12 protein-coding genes are annotated in these 23,247 nt (G+C 50.2%); 1 reads left to right on the top strand and 11 read right to left on the bottom strand.

Features of this window, described 5'->3' with window-relative positions:
* Positions 1-2: 2 nt before the first annotated feature.
* From HYN51_RS02660 to sdhE, 7 genes are all read right to left on the bottom strand, one after another.
* Positions 3-8,651, bottom strand: a complete 8,649-nt coding sequence (locus tag HYN51_RS02660) for a hemagglutinin repeat-containing protein (protein WP_108901425.1) — start codon at positions 8,649-8,651, stop codon at positions 3-5.
* 171 nt (positions 8,652-8,822) lie between these two features.
* Positions 8,823-10,547 carry a ShlB/FhaC/HecB family hemolysin secretion/activation protein gene (locus HYN51_RS02655; protein ID WP_108899894.1) on the bottom strand — a complete coding sequence of 575 codons (1,725 nt, stop codon included), beginning with the start codon at positions 10,545-10,547 and terminating at the stop codon, positions 8,823-8,825.
* 514 nt (positions 10,548-11,061) lie between these two features.
* On the bottom strand, positions 11,062-12,666 hold the full coding sequence (creD, locus tag HYN51_RS02650) for a cell envelope integrity protein CreD (RefSeq protein WP_108901424.1): 1,605 nt from the start codon (positions 12,664-12,666) through the stop codon (positions 11,062-11,064).
* Between the two features lie 114 nt (positions 12,667-12,780).
* Positions 12,781-14,211, bottom strand: a complete 1,431-nt coding sequence (creC, locus tag HYN51_RS02645; RefSeq protein ID WP_108901423.1) for a two-component system sensor histidine kinase CreC — start codon at positions 14,209-14,211, stop codon at positions 12,781-12,783.
* Positions 14,208-14,888, bottom strand: a complete 681-nt coding sequence (gene creB / locus HYN51_RS02640) for a two-component system response regulator CreB (protein ID WP_108901422.1) — start codon at positions 14,886-14,888, stop codon at positions 14,208-14,210. The genes creC and creB overlap by 4 nt, the downstream gene beginning before the upstream one ends.
* A 64-nt stretch (positions 14,889-14,952) precedes the next feature.
* Positions 14,953-15,372 carry a protein YgfX gene (locus tag HYN51_RS02635; protein WP_108901421.1) on the bottom strand — a complete coding sequence of 140 codons (420 nt, stop codon included), beginning with the start codon at positions 15,370-15,372 and terminating at the stop codon, positions 14,953-14,955.
* On the bottom strand, positions 15,347-15,610 hold the full coding sequence (gene sdhE / locus HYN51_RS02630; protein WP_108901420.1) for an FAD assembly factor SdhE: 264 nt from the start codon (positions 15,608-15,610) through the stop codon (positions 15,347-15,349). Before sdhE ends, HYN51_RS02635 begins: the two co-directional genes overlap by 26 nt.
* Positions 15,611-15,944: 334 nt before the next feature.
* On the opposite strand from sdhE, the gene ygfZ reads away from it, so the two are divergent.
* A complete protein-coding gene (gene ygfZ, locus HYN51_RS02625) occupies positions 15,945-16,943 on the top strand; it encodes a tRNA-modifying protein YgfZ (protein ID WP_108901419.1) in 999 nt (332 codons plus the stop codon).
* Positions 16,944-16,987: 44 nt separating this feature from the next.
* On the opposite strand, the gene trhA is transcribed toward ygfZ, so the two are convergent.
* The 4 genes from trhA to gcvH form a co-directional block, all read right to left on the bottom strand.
* On the bottom strand, positions 16,988-17,635 hold the full coding sequence (trhA, locus tag HYN51_RS02620; protein WP_108901418.1) for a PAQR family membrane homeostasis protein TrhA: 648 nt from the start codon (positions 17,633-17,635) through the stop codon (positions 16,988-16,990).
* A 274-nt stretch (positions 17,636-17,909) separates the two neighbouring features.
* Positions 17,910-19,322 carry an alanine/glycine:cation symporter family protein gene (locus HYN51_RS02615; protein WP_108901417.1) on the bottom strand — a complete coding sequence of 471 codons (1,413 nt, stop codon included), beginning with the start codon at positions 19,320-19,322 and terminating at the stop codon, positions 17,910-17,912.
* 505 nt (positions 19,323-19,827) lie between these two features.
* Positions 19,828-22,812, bottom strand: coding sequence for an aminomethyl-transferring glycine dehydrogenase (gene gcvP / locus HYN51_RS02610; protein ID WP_407936331.1), 2,985 nt, complete (start codon positions 22,810-22,812; stop codon positions 19,828-19,830).
* Between the two features lie 23 nt (positions 22,813-22,835).
* Complete coding sequence (gcvH, locus tag HYN51_RS02605) at positions 22,836-23,225, bottom strand: glycine cleavage system protein GcvH (protein ID WP_108901416.1); 390 nt, start codon at positions 23,223-23,225, stop codon at positions 22,836-22,838.
* Positions 23,226-23,247 lie beyond the last annotated feature (22 nt).

The following is a 23,247-nucleotide window of genomic DNA, read 5'->3' as shown; positions in this document are numbered from 1 at the left end:
TTCTATTTTGGGTGGAAGTTTCTAACAACGCCGGTTGCCTTATCGACGTATACTCTAAACGTTACTCCGCCTACAGTAGCGTCAGCTATTCCTTTAGGGCTCAACATTGCATCTTTATATGCTTTTGCTGCAGCCTGTTTACCTAGCGTCAACATTTTCTGATCAGTAAATATCTTAGGATCATAAATAGTCTTTTTGAAAGGTTCACTCCCATCACCTTTATAATGAGTAATTTCACCTGTTTGAGGATGTTTAGCAGGTATTCGATATTCTATTGTAGTAATTCCTGGTGTTCCCGTTGGAGTTTCGCTAACAATTTGTACACCATACTGTTTCACAGAATCATAAAATGAATTCGCATTATGCCCACCTTTAATCCCTCTACTCTGTGTAAAACCATCAAAATTGGCCAGATGCTCAGCGATATTAGCCTTATAATTCAGACTGAGGGACTGGTTGATTGTCAACACTGTACCAGCAGTATTTGTTGCCGCCTCCATCGCCCACAGCAACCGATCGCCATCCGTAGGCACCTTGCCATCAATCGGGTTTGCACCACCCGCTGCAGAGTATGTCTGACATACGGCAGATATACCAAGCCCCCCTGGAGTACCACACCCTGCATTAAAGTAAGCCGCACCCAGCTCCTTAATAAATGCTTCTGCATCTCCATTCTGATGTTTAGCCGCAATGGCCTGAACCTCATTAGCCTCAGCTAAAATCCATTCTTTGCCATTGCTGGTTGATTGCTCGGTAACAACACAGAACCCATTACTGGAGCCTACACAGCTAACAACATCGCCCGGTTTGTGGTCAATTTGCTCCGTGCCAGCAAGTTGAAAATCAGGGCCAAATTCATTCTCTTCAACTTTATCAATGCTGCTGCCTTTCTCTTTCAGCTTATCAATATCTTGCTTCAGCTCCTGACAGGCACCACTTCCAGCATTGCCCCCCTGACAGGTTGAGGCATATTCCTTCTCTTTACGATCAAGAACCTGTTTTTCACCTGTCGTCAGGTGGTTATTGACCGCCGCGTTATACCCTGCATTAGCAGAAGTGGCAGCCGATTCAGTACTATCTCCGACCACACCACCAATCGCGCCCGATGCTATCATCGACAACGCAGCAACCGCCTGACGCTGCTCTTCTGTTAGTTCTTCCGGCTTTTTACCTTCGTACAGATATTGCGTAATGGTCTGTGCAATGATTTCACCGCTGGCGGCACCAATAGCTCCGGAAGCCGCGCTATTACCACTCCCCTGAGCCACTGCGGCACCGATAATCGCATGTGCAATTGCGTTAATGGCCTTGTCCTTCATTTCAGGCCCTTCGGTCAGCACTTTCACGCCCTGAGCCAGATAAGGTGCTGAAGCCGCCGCAGCCGCATTCCCAACACTACCACCGCCCATCGCTACCGTCAGTGCGGCACCCGCAGCCTGAATAGCCCGCTGTACATCACTGCCCGTGCCGTACTTCTCCATCTGCGCTTTATTGGCAATCTTAAACTCAGCCTGATACACCACATCGTAGGTGGCTTTATTGAGCTCTTCCTGCGTCGGATTGTCGTTACCCGCTTTAGACAAATCGGCTCTCGCCTGTGCAATGATGGCCGGGTCATTCGCCGCTGAGTCTTTTTGTGCATCCGCCTTAGCATGTGCCTCATCCTGCGCCGCCTTCACCCCAATATTGGTCGCAATGGTCGTCACCTGCGACACTATCTGCCCCGCCAGACCTATCGCTTCCAGATTTCGCATCTGCTCATCGGCATCAAAAATCTTATCCAGCGGATTGGCGGCATTCTCCGTATCGTGACTGATACGGCTGATGTCTTGCTGCTGATTGTTTTGGTCGCGAATAGTGATATTGCCATCCGCTATCGCCGCATGGGTCGTGCTACTGGCGCTATCGCCGTAAGCCACCACGATAGGCGTACCCGGTACGCCCGGGAACCCAAACGGGGCACCACCGCCCGAGCCGATACTCATCGACACATGGCTGACGTCATAATCCGCTCGGTTCTTGATATCGCTCCAACCCAACGTGCCGGTGTCCAGATTGTTCAGTTCTGGCGTGGCTTCCGAGGCAATCACCGCCCCGTCTAACTGGGTGTGCTTACCGACGGTAATGTCATAACCGCCTTGACCCGCGTAAATCCCGCTCTGTTCATTGACGCTGGCCCACGTGCTGTCCATCTTGTCCATCGTGAAGCCCAGACTGCCGTCGAAACCGGTGCCGTAGCTGCCGGCAATATTCAGTGAGTATTGCTCGTAGCTGTAATCGTCGGTGTCCTGCAATGAACGAACGGTCAGGTCACGACCCACGTCCATCGTGACGGAATCCCCTTTCGCCAGTGCACCAATCAGATTGGTATCCCGACCGCTGATGATGGTCAGGTTATTACCGGCCTCAAGCTGACTCTCCGTCCAGTACAGACCGTCTGCATGCATATTCCCCTGGGAAAAGTTCGCATCGGCAAAGAAGCGCAGGCCGTTTTTACCCCCGCCAATACCAAAACTGACCCCGGCGTTACCGCCGTAGCTCTTGTTCTCACTGTCGGTTTTCTGGGTGTTCGCCGAGGCCAGCAGGTTAACGTCCCGGTTGGCGTCAAGCAACATATTATTCCCCGCATTGATGGCGGAGCCTTTAAGGGTGATATCGCCATCCACCCCTTTCTCACCGTTACCGGTGGCGGTAATCGACAGATTATTCCCCGCCGCAATGGTCGAACCCTGTGCCGCCCGTATCTTGGTGTCGGTGGTGGATTCAGTACGCTGAGCACCGCCCGAAATACTGATACCCACAAACCCTTCGCTGTCTTTGGGCAAGTCCATCATCCCGGCCTGTACGGCCTGCACCGCCGACAGCGCCGCTTTGATTTCCTGTAGCGCCTTGATTTTGCTGTCGTGAGTTTCCTGCGCCTGTTTCGCTTCGGTCACCGCCGCATTCAGTGCACCACCCACCGCACCAGACAGCGCAACGGTCACGCCCGACTGGGTACGTTCGTACTTGTCCTGAATGTGGGTCTGGTTTTCCACTGACTCAACGGTGACGTTTTTACCCGTCAGGCTGATGTCTTGCTGGGCGACAACGTCTGAGCCTTTGACCGCGAGATTATTTCCTGCGCTCAGACTGACACTACCGTTAGTGCTGCCAATGGTACTCCCTACATTACTGATACCGTGGACAGTATTGGTGGATTTTTCATCTATCTTACCAACGGTAAAGCCAATGCCCCCACTGCCCATCAGGCCGGACCTAGTTTCACGCTCCATCCGCCGTTCATCACTGGTCTCCTGTGCACTGGTGATGGTCAGGTTATTACCCGCTTTCAGCGTCAGGTCATTGGTGGCAATCACTTCACTTCCGTGAACCAACAGGTTATTACCGGCATTCATCACTACACTGTTACCGTCAAAGCGACTGCTTTCAGCATACTGATAATCCAGCTTACTGTGCGACTCATTGGTGACTTTAGTCATACCACCACCACCTTTGCCACTGGATTTAGTATGCTCGTCCAGATGCGCTGATGACTGACCTGCCATAATATTAATATCGTTTCCGGCAACAACCGCCAGTTGACCGCCTGACTCTACCTGAGATGCTCTGGCATTGACGTCATTTTTCGCCGCCAGTGTGATATTGCCACCACCGGTAATTTGGGTCCCGACATCCTGTGAACTTCCCTCGTGACGATAGTTATCCTTATCCCAGACATAACTGCGCTGCTTCTCTTCCGTCACGGTACTCAGATTCAGATTATGACCCGCCTCGATGGTCGTATCACTGTTCTGACCCGCGTTGCTCAGCAGCGCCGCCGTCAGATTAATATCGTGACCCGCCGAAAGCTGTAATGTGCCGTTGTCGTTATTAACCGCAAGGGCTGCCACCTGATTGATAGCCGTATGGGAAGAGCCATTGCGACCCGCCTTTTCTCCCTGCGTGGTGGTGGTGATGAGGTTAATATCATGCCCGGCCTGAAGCCTCAGGCTGTCAAAGCCCTGCATCAACCCACCGATATTATTAATATCGTTATTCGCCAGCAACATCACATTATTGCCGCTGATGCTACCGCCCTGATTTTGAATATTCTGCGCCAGCACATTCAGCTTATCCCCCGCCAGAATGCGCCCCTGATTCACCAAATCATTGGTCAGTTGCAAGTTAACCTGTTTCCCAGATAACAAGGCACCGCTGCCGTCAATATCCTGCGGCCTAATCATGGCATACACCTGCGGCACCAATACCGTCTGGACACTGCCATCCGGTAAGGTCACGTCACGGCTGACCAGCCAGACGATGTCTGAAGTCAGGTTAGCCATCTGCTCTGGCGTCAGCGCGATACCTAATGACAGAGGATACTTCTGAGCAAACTCCACGCCGCTGTTCATCAGCGCCATATATTGCTCTTCGTCATTGGCGTAACCGTTTAAAAAGCGCTGTCCGGTCAGGTTGATGACCTGCTCACGGATAAGCGTCTGCTCATAGTAACCATCGCCTAAACGCTTATGCATATTGTTCGGGTCAGCCTTTAAACGGCTGGTCATATAGTCCGAACCCAGCCAGCGCTTAAGTTGGGTATATTGAGGGTCGGTTTCGATTAAATAGCGACTACCTACCGCCGGATTGACTTTATACAGGCTGGCATTCGGTAATGTCAGATTCAGACTCGGTGGACGGGTCACCACGCCGACATCCTTCATACCGTCCTCACCCGGCAGTTGAATATTTACCCGCTCAATATTGATACCATTGATATTGGCATTTGGCGTGATACCTTCCTGACGACCGGCAATTGATGTTCCACTACCGTTGGGTAGAGTATTGCTCAGGGTTTCAGACGGTTTTAGCGTGATGGATTGAACTACCTGTGCAGGAATATAATCGGTGGTCGGCTTTTTTTGTTTATCTTTACCACTCCTTCTCTGACGCGACCAATGCGTCACTTTACCAATTTCATCTATCGTACGAGTGCCGGTCACTTCCGTGTTATTCAAGGTGTTGGCCGCAATATTAAGTACGTTACCTGCCACTATCTGGCTTTTATCGTTATTCACCGTATCCGCAGTCATCAGCAAATTACCACCGGCTAAAATTTTAGCCGGGTCAGTTTCGCTGATAACCGTTTCTTTGGTTATACGGGTGTAGATGTACTCATAGAAGTTATCCTTACCCCAGGTAGGGTTTTCTGGTGAGAGGATATTTTTGATGCCGTTACCGTCTTTGTAGAAACTCAATTCATTTAAGGTATAGCGGTTGACGGACCCTTTGAGAGTAAAATCATGAAAATCTTCGCGCGAAATTTCACGCACTTCGGTGCTAAAGTGGTCATTAACATTATTCACCACTCCCACCGACAACCGTAAATCCCCTAATGCTTCTATGGTCGCACTGTGGTTATTCAACGTTCCACCCATACCGGTGGCGTTGCCGTTGTCATCCAACAATCGGCCGATGGACATATTACCGCCGCTGAATATCAGCGAATGAGTGTAGTTGTTTAAGGTTCCTGCGCCCATATCCAGCGTTTCACGACCGGCGATAGTGGCGGCCGTGCTGCCTTCTTCCCGGTTGTTGATAACATCCGCCTGTAACCCCAACCACGTGCCGTAAATGCGACCGGTGCCATAGTTATCGATTTGACTGGCCTGTAAACGGGTCAATAGCCCATCAATCAGCCCCCGGTTGCTTAACAGGCCATTCAGGGTGAGGTTGGTGGACTGCGCGCTGATAATCCCCGCCGCATCGTTGGTCAACGACCCCGCTTTGAGCTGCATATCACCGGCGTACAGCTGACCGCCAAGGTTGCTCCAGTGACCGGTGGTTTGTGCAGTGAACGCATTGTTCACGTAAAGTTGAGCCCGGTCGGTGTTTATCTCACCCCCGTGCCCCTGTAAATTCATCGCGCCCGCGCTCACCAGTCCGTCAGCCAGATTGATGCCGTTCGCATCCACGTTAAAGGTGCCAGAGGCCAAGACCTGGCCCTGTAAATCCGCAGGCTGTGCGCTGACAAGGGTGATATCACCGGTATTGACCCGTTGACCGTTGCTTTGTACACCGGAGGCCAACAGCGCATTGCTGCCATTGCTAAAGTGGGTGGTCGACAGCGTCATATCGCTGAATGCCGCCAGCACCGAGGTGTTGCTGATATCCCCGATGGCGTGCAGGTTCAGTGCCCCGCCGCTGTATATCTGAGCATGGTTATCCATGCGCTGTCCGGCGCTGAAATCAAGCCCGGCAGACGCGTAGATATCCGCGTCATTGAGGAGACTGCCGCCCACCTCCACCGACAGCGTATCTTCGCTGCGCAGCAGGCGGTTGTTGGTAAAGCTGCCCTCGGTGAGGTATTTCCCCGCGCCCTGACTGTACAACGTGCCGTTATTGAGGGTGTCCTCACCGGCCTTGAGCGTCAGGTTACGGTCAGCGCCGATGGTGCCGTCATTGGTGACCGCGCCGCTAATATTGAGGTTCGCATGGCCTTTGGCGTAAATCGTGTTGCCGTTATACAGGGAATTTTGGCCAGTCAGGATTAAATCACTGCCGCTGTTGACGGTGCCGCCGTTGGTGATGCGACCGTTGGTCGTGACCGTCATCGGGCCACCGCTATACAGGGTGCCGGTATTCAGCAGGTTGCCCGGGGTGGTCAGGGACAATCGGCTATCCGAGCCTATCACCCCGAGGTTGGTGACATCGCCACCGGTTTTCAGGGTAGTCTGGCCTTTGCCGTACAGCATTTGGTTATTAAACAGCGTTCCGTCGGTGCTCAGACTCAGTTCGCCGTCAGCACCGATGCCACCATAGCTGGTCACCGACTGGTCCGCGCTTAAGGTCAGGTTGCCTTTACTGTACAGCGTGCCGTTATTGTTCAGCGCGCCCGGGGTGGTTAAGCTCAGATGACCATCTGCCGCCAAGGTTCCGTTATTACTGACGGTGCTGCCCGCCGCTAACCGCACATCGCCTTTAGCATACAGCGTATTGCTGCTGGCAAACGCTCCCGCCGCATTCAGGGTGATATCCCGGTCAGAGCCGAGGGTTCCGCTATTGAGCAGGTCGCTGCGGCTTTGCGCCTGCACATCGCTACCGGCATAAATTGCCCCGGCGTTGTTGATATGGCTGGCCGACAGGGTCAGCCCCAGTCCGGTATCCAGAGTCCCGCCGTTAAACAGGGCATTTTGAACTGAAATCGAAGCCGCGTCCGCCGAGTAAATACTGCCGTAGCTGGTCATCCAGTCGCCGCTGTCGAGGCTTAAAAAGCCCGTGCTGCTGATTTTTCCGCTGGCGGTCTGGTTGATGTACCCCGGTGTGCTGATGGCAGTGCGCCCTTTGCCCTGCAACGTCCCGCTGTTATCAATGCTGGCGCCCGAGACCCGGAGTGTCTGACCGGCAGAGACAGTTCCGCCGTTATTCAGGCCGCGACGGCTGCTCACCGTGGTGTTGCCATCCGCCGCCATCACGCCTTGCGTGGTCAGGCTACCCTGCGTGGTGACGTCAAGCTGTCCGTTAGTCCCCATTTGCCCAGCGGCGGTGTTAACGATATCCCCCTGCGCGTTAATCTGAACCGTATTTTTACCAAATAGCGTTCCGCTGTTAGTCAGGCTTTCCGGCGTAGAGAGGGTCAGGTCTTGGGCGCTGCTCATCGTTCCGCTGTTCTCAATCCGCCCGTCGGTTGTCACCACCACCGACCCGGCCTGCGTACCGATATGCCCCGCGTTGTGAACCCCCACCCCGTTTTCGGTACCCACCATGCGAATGCTGTTGGCGTACATGCCGCCTAGCACCGCCACATCCACGGAGAATTGAGGGCTGCCCGCCTCATTGCCGCCCTGTTTTTCAATCTGGCTGGTATCGGCACTGACCTTGTTCTTACCGGTGACGACGTTAAGCTCATTGGCCCAGACGCCCGCATTCACACGCACTGAGCGGGCAATAATATCGGTATAGCTTTGCTGGCTGCTGTCCATGCCTCGGCCCTGAATGGTCACATTGCCCTGTTGGACGTTGTAGCCCTCCAGTTGACCATTGACCAGATTCGGCGTACCGGTAGTCAGCGTGGCGCGGTTGGCGTTAATAAAACCACAGCCGTCACAGGTAATGCCTGACGGGTTGGCGATGACCACCTGCGCTTTTTGCCCCGCCACTTCCACATAACCGTTAAGCTGACTTGGGTCGCGGGAATTGACTTCGTTAAGAATGATTTTGGCCCCGCCGCGTATCACCTGCGGGTTACCGTCAACATAGCCGCCCAGTTGGGTTTGTACCGGCGCGGCTGAGTTATTGAGGATAGCGCCACGGTTATCCACATCGAACTGGCTGTAGGTATTGCGCGATACGCCCGCGTCGCTGGGAGTCTGAATATTGACCTGCGGTGTGCCGTTCGCGCTGCTGATGACCGTGGGCTGCTGGTTGCCCGGCGCGCTGTGGTCCGCCACGATATCCGCCTGAGCGGGCAGGCTAATGGTCATCAGGCCTAACGCCAGGCTGGTCAACAGCGTCAGCGGTTTAAGACCGGCAATCAGTTGGCTTAAGGGATGTCCGCCGCCAGACGACGCGCGAGGCGTTCCCCCCGCAGTGTGGGCACCGGCAATCTCCGGTACCACCATTAACTGACCACGCGCTTGGTTAAAAATTACGCGGTATAAATTCTTGTTCATCGGTAAAATCCTTTTACGTCTTTTTGTATTGTTTTTGATTGTTGTTGATTGTTGTTTTTGTTTGTTGTTTTTGTTTGTTGTTTCTGATGGTTCATATTTTTCTTCCCGTTATCGGGAACCTGTCTTCATTTTCAATTGAAATCAGACACCTTCCGTATTCCTGCGGCCTGATTAATACTGCCAGTTCAAATTGAACCCCAGCGTCACCGGGTCCGTCTTAAAGCCATCCGGTTTTGAGGTGGGAATACCGGCAAACAGGTCATAGCTGGTATTCAGTACATGGCCTCTTAGCCCCAGCGCCGCCCCCGCCAGATGTTTCCCCAGCAGGTATTCACTTCCCCCACCGCCCACTTCGCCGTAGTCCAACCCGACATAGAGTTCCTGCGACGGCATCGGCGTTTGCCACGCCAGTTCATTACGGGTAAACCACCCTCGGTCAGCCGACAGGCTCAGTTCGCCGTCATAACCTCTCACCGTATAGCGACCGCCAATGGAGAAGCGGTCCTGTGAGGTCAGCGGGGTTGAGGATGGGAGCTGGCGCTGGTACTGGCTGCGAAAGCTAAATTTCTGTTCAAACAGGCTGAACGGCACGTCCAAATTAGCGGAAAGCTGGGTGATTTTACTCAGCGCCGTCGCCAGACCGCTGTACTCCTCCGGGGCAGGCTGTGCGCCAAACCAGCGGGTTCCCTGTTGATAGCTCACCCCCGCATCCAGCGTGGCGGCATAGATGTAATGGCGATGCTGTAACCCCAACCGCCAAGCGGAGGTATTGCGGCGCTGAACCTCAACTTCGGTGTCATTCACGTAGTTACGGGTCGATTTCATCAACACATCGTAAGTCAGGGTGGTTTTCTGTGAGGCATCTCGATGCAGCAAACGACTCAGCCCAAAAGTCAGGTTGTTGCTGTCGCCGCTGTAGTCATAGTTCTCAATCAGGCCGGCCACCTTCTGGTTGTAGCTGTAGGCGCTGGTGGTAACATTCAGCCCCCAATAGCCGTAAGGCACGGAATAGTTCGCGGTGTAGTTATGGCTGCCCCGGTCGTTTTTCCATTGCAGGTCATGACCGCCAGAAATATAGAAGGTATCGTTGAGGGAAAGCGGGTTATCCACATACAGGGTTAATCCCCCCTGATAGCGACCGGTGCTGGTGGTGCCCGAATCGTCCAGCGAAGCCCCCAGTCGCCAGTGGCGGCTCTGCTTCCAGCTAATGGCTAAATCGGTTTCTCCCGGTTCATGACCGGGCAACATATTGATGTCCGCCTGCGCGGTGGGAACGCGACGCAGGTTCTCTATCCCTTGCTCAATATCACGCAGGTTGAGTAAATCCCCTTCAGAGACCGGCAGCGTATTGAACGACTGAATATAACTGTCGCTTTCCGGCGTAAACCGGATATGGCTGACGTTGCCTTCTAAAATTTGCAGCTTCAGCTCACCGCTGTTCAAGTCCTGCGGCGGAGCCAGTACCCGAGAGGTGATATAGCCTCGGTCCACTAACCGATTTTGAATGGCGCTCATCAACAGGTTAATGCCTTGACCGCCGATACACTGCCCTTTAGCTTGGTCGGCTACCCGCTGCAACAAGAGCCAGTTGGTTAAGTAGTCGCTGCCGCTTAACGTCACCTGTTGGATGCTAAAGCAACTCTGCTCTTCGGGGAATTGCGTGATGACCGAGCTGCCCGCAGGCAGTTCCATACGCACGTCAGGCTGCTCCGGCGCGAGTTGGTCTTCCAGTGCTTTTTGACGCTCTTGCTGATTAATGATTTGCTGGTCATTGATGCGGTTCAACTCCGGCGCTGAATGGGCCGAGAAAGCAAATGACAGCAACAAAGCTGTACGCCAAACAGGCGGGAAAACTCGCTTCCGATGAGCGAAACTAGAATTGGTTTTAAAAGGCATACCCTGTCCGTGGTCATTTATCCGTTATAAGGGGCTAGCGGTAAAGCTTAAGAAGCGGCTTATTACACTGTAGCCATTGTATGATTTAAGTTGGTTATTATTTAATTTCTATTTATAAGGCGATTAATTATACAAGGTGTCTACATGACTTTTCTACCTGTCAAAAATACTAGTTTTTACAGTGGTGAATATTTTCTAAAGAAAGGGGGGATTTTAACTTTCGAAGCTTTCACTATTGCACAAAAAAATTTATCACATTGATATTAAAATAAATTAATTAAAATAAAAACTATGAAATGCTCGCAGACATAGCGAATAGCAGCTGTATTTGAAGTTTTCAGTGCATGATTTGAATTGAATGAAAATGCAGAGCTTATTATTTAGGAACCGCGATTAAATTACCCCAAACTCCCCATAAAACTACACTTTGAAGTACAAAAACCCCGCACTCAAACTTTCGCTGAAATACGGGGGGAGGAAAATTGACTACTGACTACCTATACGTTCAGAAATATTATTTCCATAACCGACATTTTCTTCGTTCCAAACTATCTTCATCATACGCTGCCACCGATTCGATATTAGCATCACCGGAAGGTTGCATACCGCCACCTGACGTTGATGCGACTGGCGATGCTGGCGATGCTGGCGATGCTGGCGATGCTGGCGATGCTGGCGATGCTGGCGATGCTGGCGATGCTGGCGATGCTGGCGATGCTGGCGATGCTGGCGATGCTGGCGATGCAACCTTGTACCAGTCTAAACGACGAGTCAATGTCATGATGACTGCCAATACTATAAATAGTAGTCCCGCCCCCAACAGTAGGGCATTATCCTCAGACTGCAACAGGATGTATAACACCGCGTACAAAATCAATAATCCGATGGCAAAACTGATACCACGCCATATCCCTTTCAATACTGCACTTAAATAGAAGCCAATTAAGCTGCTACAGCTTACCGCAGCAATACAGTAAGCCCAGGCAAAACCAATATGTTCCGAAAGCGCTAACAGAATAACGTAAAACACCATCAGCGCCGCAGCCACCAGCAGATATTGCATAGGGTGAATAGACAGTGATTTCAGTACTTCGAACAGGAAAAAGGCAACAAAAGTCATACTGATAAACAAAATGGCGTACTTCACCGTGCGGGTGTTCAGTTGGTAATGATTAACCGGCTCAATAAAGCTGGTGTTGAAGGTTGGGATAGTCGACATTCCTCTATCTTTACTGTATTCCGCTTCAGTATAGCTGTATGAGCGTGACTGAGCCTGGCTTTGGCGAATATCGCTCATATCATAACGACCAAAGTTGTTATTAATATTATTGGCCAGAAAACTGCTTTGCCAACTGGCGGTAAAGCCCTGCTCGGTCACTTCACGTTTTTTCGGTAAGAACTGCCCAAGGAAGTTTGGATGCGGCCAGTTGCCGCTAAGATTGAATGTTGATGTTGCCCCAACCGGCATCAGCGCCAGTTGACCGGTTCCCTGTAAAGAGATGGTAAATTCAAAATCCAGCGGCTGTTGAGAGGTCAGTATCGCTTCAGGAAAGACTGCATGCATTCCTTGAGGTAATTGTGAATAATTTGTTCCCGATTCAAACTCGCTCTGATGTTGATTAAGTTTGACGGTTGGCACTGCGGTGATCCCTCGAGAATCTGCCAGCGCTAATACCAAATAAGGTTTCTCATAGGTAATTTTGTCATCATTAACCAAGCTCATTTTACCGAAGGAGCCTTTAAATTGTAGCTGAGTCTGATAAACCTGAGTCTGATAGATACCTACCTTGCGGGGTTCTACATTTGCGCTACCGTCAACCGCTAAATTATCCGGCAGGTAGTAACTCTGCCCCTGTACCCGGTTGACTCTTTTTATTGTTTTTCCCTTTTTGCTGTCATCACTGACAATTTCTGTCTCGAGACGAACATAGGGAACCACTAATATCGGCCCTATAACCGTCTGTTCACCGCTGGTTCCATCTTCAATCTGGCGGATGACGCTCTCCCGATATTGATTACGACCATCAATCATCTCCAGCACCATGTTAATGGGTACTAACATTAATAATGTTAGTACGATAAGTACAAAGACTTTCCAAAATAACGTTGATTTGAACATCACTACATACTCCTGTTTCCTATTATGGCGTCAGGGTAAATGTGCTGCGTGAACAGATGATGATGTTGTGTGAAGGCGGTGTGAAGTTAGCTGGTTTATATCGAATCAGATGACTTATTTCTCTTTTACCGGCAGGATAAAAATAGCTTTTGCCCCCCCCTGCTCGCCGTTTACTAGACGAATGGTTCCCTGATGAATGGATGCGACTTCTCGCACGAAGCTAAGCCCCAACCCAGTACTTTTTTCTTTATCCGGACGGGGAAGGGAGTAGAAACGGTCGAACACCTTATCCAGAGCATATTCCGGCATGCCAGGGCCGTTATCGACCACAATAATCCGGTAATGCTTGTCAATAAACTCACCGCTAATGGCTATCTTGCCCCCTTCTGGCGTAAAGTCTAAGGCATTGTCCAATAGGTTACTAAACGCTTGTTCCAGTAACAGCTTATCGCCACCAACGCTAACCGGGGCATCAATTTGGCTGGTTAGCTGAATTCTACGATGGGTAATTTGCGCCTCTTTGGCGGCAATCACGCTGTGCAAGACTTCCGCCAGATCTACTGGGGCCAGTTCCTGACGCACTCGGCTTTCTACCTGAGCCTGTTGCAGCATGCGGTCAACCAACAGTTGCAGTCGTTCATTCTGCTGCTGAATATTGCTGATAAAGCGCTGAGCCACTGGCTTTGGAGGCATCTCCTGTAGGATCTCTGCCGCACCGCGAATGGCGGCCAGCGGACTTTTTAGCTCATGGGTCAGGGTATGGACATATTTTTCGATGTAATCCTTACCTTCCAGCTTAACCCGCATACTCTCCAGTGCATGAGCCAAGCTGGATAATTCCGGGCTATCCATTTTCGGTAACGTTGGTGCATGACCATCCGCCACTTCACTGGCGTAACGTACCAACCGAGAGATAGAACGGTTGATCCACCACACAAAACCGGCGCCAATCACCAGCGCAATAGCTAATAAAATACCGCCAGCGATCTCCATACGGCGTTCACTGCGGCGAATGACTGGCTGCATGGTCTGATTGGGTTTAGATACGGTTAACGCCCCGATAATCTTGCCGTCAGCAGATTTAATCGGTGCAGCTACATACATCACCGAAGTGCTTTCATCACTAGGGTCGAGACGGGTACTACGTGCACCGTATGCTCCCCGCAGAGTCAAATAGACATCATTCCAGCGAGAGTAATCCTGCCCCAGCGCTTCACCGGTGGAATCAAAAATGACTTTACCCTTGCTGTCCGTAATATAGACCCGGTATTCCATACGGTTTTTAACGATATGGTCAATCTGTGCGCCAATCGGCGTACGATTAATATCGAGAAAAGCCTGAGCGATATGCCCCTTGCTCAGATTGCGGTTACGGATATCCTGCTCGGCAATTTGCGCCAGCAAATTAGCCGTATCCACCATCATGCCTTCCGTTGCGCGCCGCACGCCAGGTTTTACTTCCTGAACAAAAATATTCATCACGAAGTAAGCAGCCACTGCCACAATCATAAAAAAGCCCAGCAATAGGCGAAAACCGATTCTCATTTATCAGGACTCAGGCTATATCCTAGGCCTCTATGGGTCTGAATCGGGTTGGTTTCTTCTGATACAGCGCGCAGTTTAGCTCTTAGGGTTTTGATATGGGTATCGACGGTACGATCCAGACTCTCTTCTGCGTCCTGCCATACCAGATCCATCAGTTGCTGACGAGAGAATACCCGGCGGGGTGATTTAATCAGGGTTCTTAACAGCAGAAACTCATAACGCGTTAGCAATAAGGTCTGACCGCAGAAGGTGATGATGGCACCCTCTTCGTCCAGCCGAAATGCGCCATAGCTAGGTAACATACGCTGCTGTTTTTCTAGACGACGCAGGATAGTTCGAACTCTGGCGCTCACCTCGCGTGGAGAAAAAGGCTTAGCAATATAGTCATCGGCACCAATTTCCAAACCAACAATGCGATCCAGTTCTTCGCTACGGGCGGTCAGAAAAATCAGCGGCAGATCGGCAGATTGAGCCAGCATACGGCGGCACAGGTCAAAGCCATTAATATCTGGCAACCCGACATCAAGAATAGCTAACGCCGGGCGACTGTGATTGAGGGCCTCTAGCACTGGCTCGCCACGTTCAAACCAGCGGACCTCAAAACCGTCCGTCTCTAACGTATAAATTAAGGTATCCGCAATGCTTGCTTCATCTTCAACCAGCCAAATTAGTGACATAACCTTATCCCATATCCTTTCATTCGGGCCATTTACGCCCTTCCATCATTTTTTAATGCTTATTCTATTGTTTATCAAGCTGAAGAAGATGAAAGCGTAAGCTGCTCCATGCTTCCGCATCCATACTGTCAATCGCTAACCAAACGCGGCGACGCGAGTATTTCCCCGAAACAGAGGTAAGCTTCAATAGGATACCCCACTTCAACATCATTGGCTTCGCTGATATTTGCCACTCCTCACGATGCCATTGAATATCGTAATTACTCAGCAGGATCATCTCACCCTGCATTCGCTGTATATGGCGCTGGCTACGCAAACAGTCAAAAATAACCAGCGTGACCAGCGTTAACCACAGCGGCCAATAGCCATCATTCCACGGGGAGAGTAACACGAGCAGCACCAAGGCACCGTGTATCAACAGTGAAATGCATTGGGTTTTCCAAGAAACCCGAATATCGCTATGCCAGAGCACTACGTTCGGCATTTTTCTTCTGAATCATTTTGATCATACGAGCCATATCGGCCTCTTCCGGTATCGCCTGATTCATTAACCAGCGATACAGTTGAGGATCTTCACACGCCAGTAAACGAATAAAGACCTGCTTGTCAGTATCAGGCAAGCTGTCATAGTCATTCTCAAAAAAAGGCATGATGGCGATATCCAGTTCACGCATTCCGCGGCGACACGCCCAGTGAATTCGGGTTTTATTATTGATGTCCATGATGACGCTTACTCATATCAGGTTACGTGGTGGTGTAGAGTAACAATTTGGCTCGGATTTGGGAAAGGCTACAGATAAAGTTAGCTTAAATTTGCTATAAGGATCGAAATTGTTGTGTCAAACCTGACTTATACTCGGTGAAACGGGGTGTTTAACCGGATTCAAGGCAAAGCATTTACTAACGGAAAACTTTCCAGAGAAAGAACCACGATTCTTATACTGCATTTTGTTATTGTTAAGTAAACTATGCACAGCTTAATGCCGCAATATGGCAGTTCCCGGAATGCGTTATCCAGACTCATCTGTATATCGTTCTATTTATGTTGGAGTACCTATGACTTATAAATCCCCACTACCTTCTCAGTTAGCCTGTCCATCCCCCGACTTGTCGCTGACGCTGATATCATTAGAAGACTGGGCGCTGGTGACCCTGAACGGTGAAGATAATCGTAAGTACTTACAAGGGCAGCTCAGCAATGATGTATTTGCTCTACCGTCGGACCAGCATCAGTTAACCGCGCATTGTGACGCCAAAGGAAAAATGTGGAGTGCCATTCGTCTATTTCAGTATGGCGATGCCTTAGCCTATCTGCAACGCAGCAGCGTATGTGATAGCCAACTCACCGAGCTGAAAAAATATGCGGTGTTCTCTAAAGTTACCATTGAACGGAAAAATGATGCGGTACTGTTAGGTATCGCGGGTAGTCATGCACGGGCCATGCTGTCGTCACTTTATGCAACCCTGCCAGATGCCGTCTCTTCGGTGGTGCAGCATGGTGATACCTGCATTTTACACTTCCCTCTACCAAGCGAGCGTTTTCTGGTGGTGACCACGCAGGATGACGCCAACAGCTTGTACAGCTATCTACTGGGTAAAGCGGCGCTGAATGATAGCCGCCAGTGGTTGGCATTGGATATTGAAGCCGGTATTCCGGTCATTGACAGTGCCACCAGCAATGAGTTTATTCCGCAGGCCACCAATATTCAGGCTCTGGATGGTATCAGCTTCACTAAAGGCTGCTACAGCGGACAAGAGATGATCGCCCGTGCCAAATACCGTGGCGCCAATAAACGCGCCATGTATTGGCTCGCAGGCAAAGCGCTGAGTCTGCCAAACCCTGGAGATGAGTTGGAATTACAGCTGGGAGAAAACTGGCGTCGTACCGGTACCGTACTGGCTTCCGTCAAGCTGACAGACAGTACTATTTGGGTTCAGGCTGTATTAAATAACGATTTGGAGAGTGATGCTGTTTTGCGGGTAAAAGATGATCTAACCAGTCAGTTAGCCATTCAATCATTACCTTATTCACTGGAAGACGCGGACAAAGCGTAATATTTTGTTGGCTTCCTGCTCCGTTGCAGGAAGCCAAACTACTATCAGGCAATATACAGATAAATAGCCAGAAAATGGCAAACGCTACCACCCAACACAAACCCATGCCAGATAGCATGATTAAACGGAATACGTTTGTTAACGTAGAAAATCACACCTAGGCTGTAAATAATTCCGCCCACCGCCAATAACCCTACCGCACCCACCGACAGTTTCACGGCCATCTGATAGATCACTACCAGAGATAGCCATCCCATTCCCAAGTAGGTCACCAGCGAAACGACTTTAAAACGGTGAGTGAATGCTAACTTAAACAGTACCCCAATGAGCGCCAGACTCCAGATAACCACCATTAATCCCTTAGCCAATGGAGAGCCTAAGCCGACCAGTAAGAAAGGGGTGTAAGTTCCAGCAATCAGCAGATAAATCGCACAGTGATCAAACACTTTCAGCCGACGTTTGGCAGCCGGATTGGGGATGGCGTGATAAAGCGTTGAAGCAAGAAACAGCAGAATAATACTGCCGCCGTAAAGGCTATAGCTGGTAATTTCCAGAGAACTGGCATCTTTACCGATAGCCTGCGTTAAAAGCAGTACCAGCCCGACAATACCTAAAATAAATCCAATGCCGTGGCTGACACTATTGGCAATCTCTTCGGCTACGGAATAGCCCTGTTTAACAGACGCTGACATACGGTGGCCTTTTATTAAGGATAAAAACAACGTCGATAGTTTTGGTATTCACAACCGATATCAGAGTATATGAGAATCATTTCAGTGTACACATGTAAGCTGAATATTTTGTGTAAATCTGTGGAAATATTTATCGGCGGAAAAATGGACCAAAAATTGAAGGGTTATTGTTTCAGAGATCGCGGTGGTTAAATACCAACGGCAGCCCTTTCGGGGCTGCCGTTGGTTATCAAATGATTTGCTCTCCCATCGGAGACAAACATCACTTCAGATATTATTTACCCGGCTCAGGATCCGCAATACCGCTACCGTATCCCGACATTTTACCCAACTTAATCACAATCGGTGAAAGCAGCAGTAACGCAGCCAAGTTTGGTAGCACCATCAAGCCGTTGAACATATCCGCCATTTTCCATACCAGCTCAACGTTAAACAATGAGGCGATAAAGATAAAGCAGATCACTAGGAACTGGTAAATACGCACGGCGAAAGTTGAACTAAATAGATAACGCACGTTGTTTTCCGCATAGTAGTACCAACCAATAATGGTGGTAAATGCGAAGAAGAATAGCGATGCTGAGATAAACAGGCTACCAAAATGACCAAACACATAGGTGTATGCCTGCTGTGTAACCGTAATTCCCTGACCGCGGAAAACACTTAGGAAGGATTCACCGATGCGACCTGCCGCATCCCATTCCTTCATGCCGGAAGTAATAATCACCAGCGCAGTCACCGTAACGATAACGCACACCACGAACACGCCCATCATGGCGATAAAGCCCTGTTGCTCCGGTCTTGCGACTCGGGCAACCGCGTGAGCATGAGGCGTAGAGCCCATACCGGCTTCGTTGGCAAACAGACCTCTGGCAATACCAAAACGCATCGCCTGCTGGATACCGATACCAACACCACCACCTACTACCGCCTGTGGATTAAATGCCGCGACAAAAATCGCTTCAAAAGCGGGTAGGATGTATTGGTAGTTAAACGCCAGAATAGTAAAGGCACCAATTAGATAGCAGATTGCCATAACTGGCACCACTTTCTCACTGAAGGACGCGATGCTACGGATACCACCGATAATCACCACGCCCGCAACGATAGCCATGATCACACCCATCAGCCAGTTTGGTATACCAAGAGAGCTGTTAAAGGCAGAAGCAATGGCGTTGGACTGCACCATATTACCGATAAAACCTAAAGCAAAAATAATCAGCACGGCAAAAACACAGGCTAACCACTTACACTTTAAACCTTGTTCAATATAGTACGCAGGACCACCTACGGTTTGTCCGTTCTTATCTTTGGTTTTGAATTTTTGTGCCAGAATGGCTTCGGCATAGATGGTAGACATCCCCAGAAAAGAGGAAACCCACATCCAGAAAATCGCACCCGGCCCACCGGCCAGAATTGCTGTTGCCGGCCCGGCCAGATTTCCTGTGCCTACCTGCCCAGCAATCGCGGTTGCCACGGCTTGGAATGAACTCATCCCATGCTCGCCCGCTTTATCCCCTTTGAGCGACATCCCACCAAACAGCTCTTTTATGCCGGTGCCAAAATGTCGAATTTGGATAAAACCTAAACGAATTGTGAAGTAGATCCCTGTTCCACATAGCAGGAATATCAGTATGTGGTCCCAGAGCAGGCTATTAACCCGATCGACCAGTTGCTCAAGTATTTCCATACTTTAGTTTCTCTTAGTTATGTTGTGTGTTTGCTTGCTATTTTTACGCGTGCGTTATCGCACGTCATTTTTGTATATGAGTAGTCTGTCACTTTTCTCATTTTGGCCGCCCGACATACTCTATCAAAACACCAAGGGAACGAACCTTGATATATCAATAGGATATGAAATTAAGCACCGCAAAATGGCAGAGAAAGGAAACACCTCCCCATATTGCGGGAAATATACCACTAATAATCGAGCGGTGGGTATGCTTATTCCACCCCGAAGCAAAAAACAGGCTTTTTTAGCTGGAATTGAACGGAATAGCGGTAATTATCACAGAAACAACAGACAAAAGAACATCCATAGGCATTTATTTGCGTCTTCGATATCCTGCTGTTTGATGTTAAGAATATAAGAATAAAGGGATCTATGCCTGATGCGCTTCCGGCCATATACGAGAAGCAATATGCTCTCTCTCTATATGCTGGCCGGAACGCCTTCTAAAAAAGATTTAAAAATCTTAGCGATATTCCCCCACCGGCACACAAGAACAGAACAAATTCCTGTCCCCATAAACATCATCCAGACGTTTTACCGTTGGCCAATATTTATTATGGAATACGGCCTGAGACGGGAACACCGCCAGATCCCGACTGTAAGGGTGGTTCCACCCATGCACCAGTTCACCCTGTACATGTGGAGCATTCACCAGCGGGTTGTCATTCAGCGGCCACTCACCGGCATGTACCCGACGAATTTCGCTGCGGATAGCCAACATGGCATCAATAAAGCGGTCTAACTCCACCTTACTCTCTGACTCGGTTGGCTCCACCATTAATGTACCCGCCACCGGGAATGACATGGTTGGCGCATGGAAACCGTAGTCAATCAGGCGTTTGGCAATATCCATTTCAGTAATGCCGCACGCCTCTTTTAACGAACGGATATCCAGAATGCACTCGTGAGCCACTAAACCATCAACGCCGGAATAAAGCACCGGATACGCATCTTTTAGTCGACGAGCAATATAGTTGGCGTTCAAGATCGCCACCTGACTGGCCATCTTCAGCCCTTCAGCCCCCATCATATGAATATACATCCAACTGATTGGCAGAATAGAAGCGCTGCCAAACGGTGCAGCAGATACTGCGCCCTGATGAGAGATAATCCCTTCCAGATGAACCACGCTGTGTCCGGGAACAAACGGTGCCAGATGTTTCTTCACGCCAATTGGCCCCATGCCCGGCCCACCGCCACCGTGAGGAATACTAAAGGTTTTATGCAGGTTAAGATGCGAAACATCGGCACCAATATAGCCCGGAGTAGTCATGCCAACCTGTGCGTTCATATTGGCCCCGTCCAGATACACCTGTCCGCCAAACTGATGCACGATATGACACACTTCACGGATGGTCTCTTCATACACGCCGTGGGTGGATGGATAAGTCACCATAATGCAGGAGAGTTCATCACCAGACTGCTCCGCTTTAACGCGCAGATCCTGTAAATCTACGTTTCCCCGTTTATCACAGTCCACCACGACCACCGTCATGCCTGCCATTTGAGCGGACGCTGGGTTAGTACCGTGAGCAGAGCTAGGGATAAGACAGATATGACGATTCCCCTGACCGCGACTTTGGTGATAACGGCGAATGGTCAGCAATCCGGCATATTCCCCCTGAGCCCCGGAGTTAGGCTGCATGCAGATGGCATCGTAACCGGTGATCTGCGCCAACCACTGGGAGAGCTGGCCTAACAAGATCTGATATCCGGTTGCTTGCTCTGGCGGGCAGAATGGATGCAGCTCTGCAAACTCTGGCCAAGTTATAGGAATCATCTCGGCAGCAGCATTCAGCTTCATGGTACAGGAGCCTAATGGGATCATCGCCTGATTCAATGCCAGATCTTTACGCTCTAAGCGATGCATATAGCGCATCATCTCGGTTTCACTGTGATAGCAGTTAAATACTGGATGAGTCAGAATCGGAGTTTGGCGTAATAACGCGGTAGGAATACTCTGGCTTTGGGTGATGCATTGGCGATCCAATGCGTCAATATCGATATTTTCTTGGTCACCACACAAAATATCAAACAGGGTATTCAGATCGTCTACGGTGGTTGTCTCATCAAGGCTGATACCCACTGCACCATCAAGATCTGCCCGCAGATTAACCCCAAAACTCAATGCACGGGTTAGCACAGCCGCTTTATCCGCCACTTCAACGCACAGCGTGTCAAACCAACGGTGGTGGCGAAGCGTCAACCCTTTTTGTTGTAATCCGGCCGCCAGAATATCGGTTAGTCGATGAATACGTTGAGCAATACGCTTAAGACCTGCCGGGCCGTGATATACCGCGTAAAAACCGGCGATATTAGCCAGCAACACCTGTGAGGTACAGATATTGGAGTTGGCCTTCTCACGGCGGATATGCTGTTCACGCGTCTGCATCGCCATGCGTAGTGCCGTATTACCGGCGACATCTTTGGATACGCCGATGATTCGGCCCGGCATGGCGCGTTTAAACTCATCGCGACAGGCAAAAAACGCAGCATGTGGTCCACCATACCCCATAGGAACACCGAAGCGCTGGGAGGAACCAAACACCACATCCGTTCCCATAGCAGCCGGAGATTCCAGCAACACCAGCGACATAATGTCCGCAGCCATGCAGGTAATCACGCCACGCTGTTTTAACTGATGCAATAACGTGCTGTCATCATGCAATTCACCGCTGGTTCCAGTCAGTTGAACCAGAGCGCCAAACAGATCGCTATGCGCCAGCGCATGACTGGAAGGCCCAACGATCACATTAAAGCCAAAAGCCTCTGCGCGGGTTTTAATCACATCGATGGTTTGCGGATGGACATCTTCTGCAACAAAGAAGCTGTTAGCCAGTTTCAACTTGCTGGATCGTTTAGCCATTGCCATCGCTTCCGCAGCGGCGGTCGCTTCATCCAGCAGCGATGCTGAAGCTAAATCTAAACCGGTAAGGTCTTGTGTCATCTGCTGAAAGTTAAGTAACGCTTCCAGACGCCCCTGAGAGACTTCCGGTTGGTATGGGGTGTAAGCCGTATACCAACCTGGATTTTCCAGCATATTGCGCAAAATCACCGGGGGAGTCAGTACCGCGTGATAGCCCATACCAATGTATGATTTATAGCGTTGATTTTGTGCCGCGATGGCTTTGAGTTCAGCCAATGCCTGATGTTCAGTCTGAGCATCGCCGGTCGCGGGAGGGTGGGGTAATTGAATATCGGTAGGGACAATAAACTGAGTTAACTCATCAAGACTTTTTGCCCCAATAACATCCAACATTTGCTGGCGCTGTTCTGCGGATGGGCCAATATGGCGCTCGATAAAAGATTCACCATACTCAAGCTGCTTAATTGTTCGATTCACTGGGATACCTTCCTGAATGGATTCGATAAGACCGCCATGCCTGATACGGGCTGATACCGGTGAAGGAATAGGGATAGCGGAAATAAAAGCAAAATGCCCTGTCATTCAAGTGCAGGGCGCCTTATCCGTTACTCGTCATTCAGCGTTGCGAGGTAACCTGCGGCATCCAGTAAGTTATTGAGCTCATTGATATCATTGGCCCTAATTTTAAACAACCATCCCCCAGCGTATGGCTCAGTGTTAACGAATTCTGGCGCATCGCTCAGTTGCTCATTTACCGCAATCACTTCACCGCTCATGGGTGCATAGATATCGGAAGCGGCTTTTACCGACTCGGCGACGGCGCACGCTTCACCAACAGCGACTTCGTCGCCAACTTCCGGGAGTTCAACAAACACCATGTCACCCAGCAAATGTTGAGCGTGGTCAGTAATTCCAATGGCATAGACACCTTCTTGCTCTTCACGCACCCATTCGTGAGACGTCGCATATTTCAAATCAGTAGGTACATTACTCATGTCGCTCTCCATTTTTATCGCT

Origin of the sequence: Limnobaculum parvum, assembly GCF_003096015.2 — a bacterium.
Taxonomy (GTDB): domain Bacteria; phylum Pseudomonadota; class Gammaproteobacteria; order Enterobacterales; family Enterobacteriaceae; genus Limnobaculum; species Limnobaculum parvum.
The sequence above is the reverse complement of the archived record's forward strand: the minus strand, read 5'-3'. Positions and strand labels throughout refer to the sequence as shown.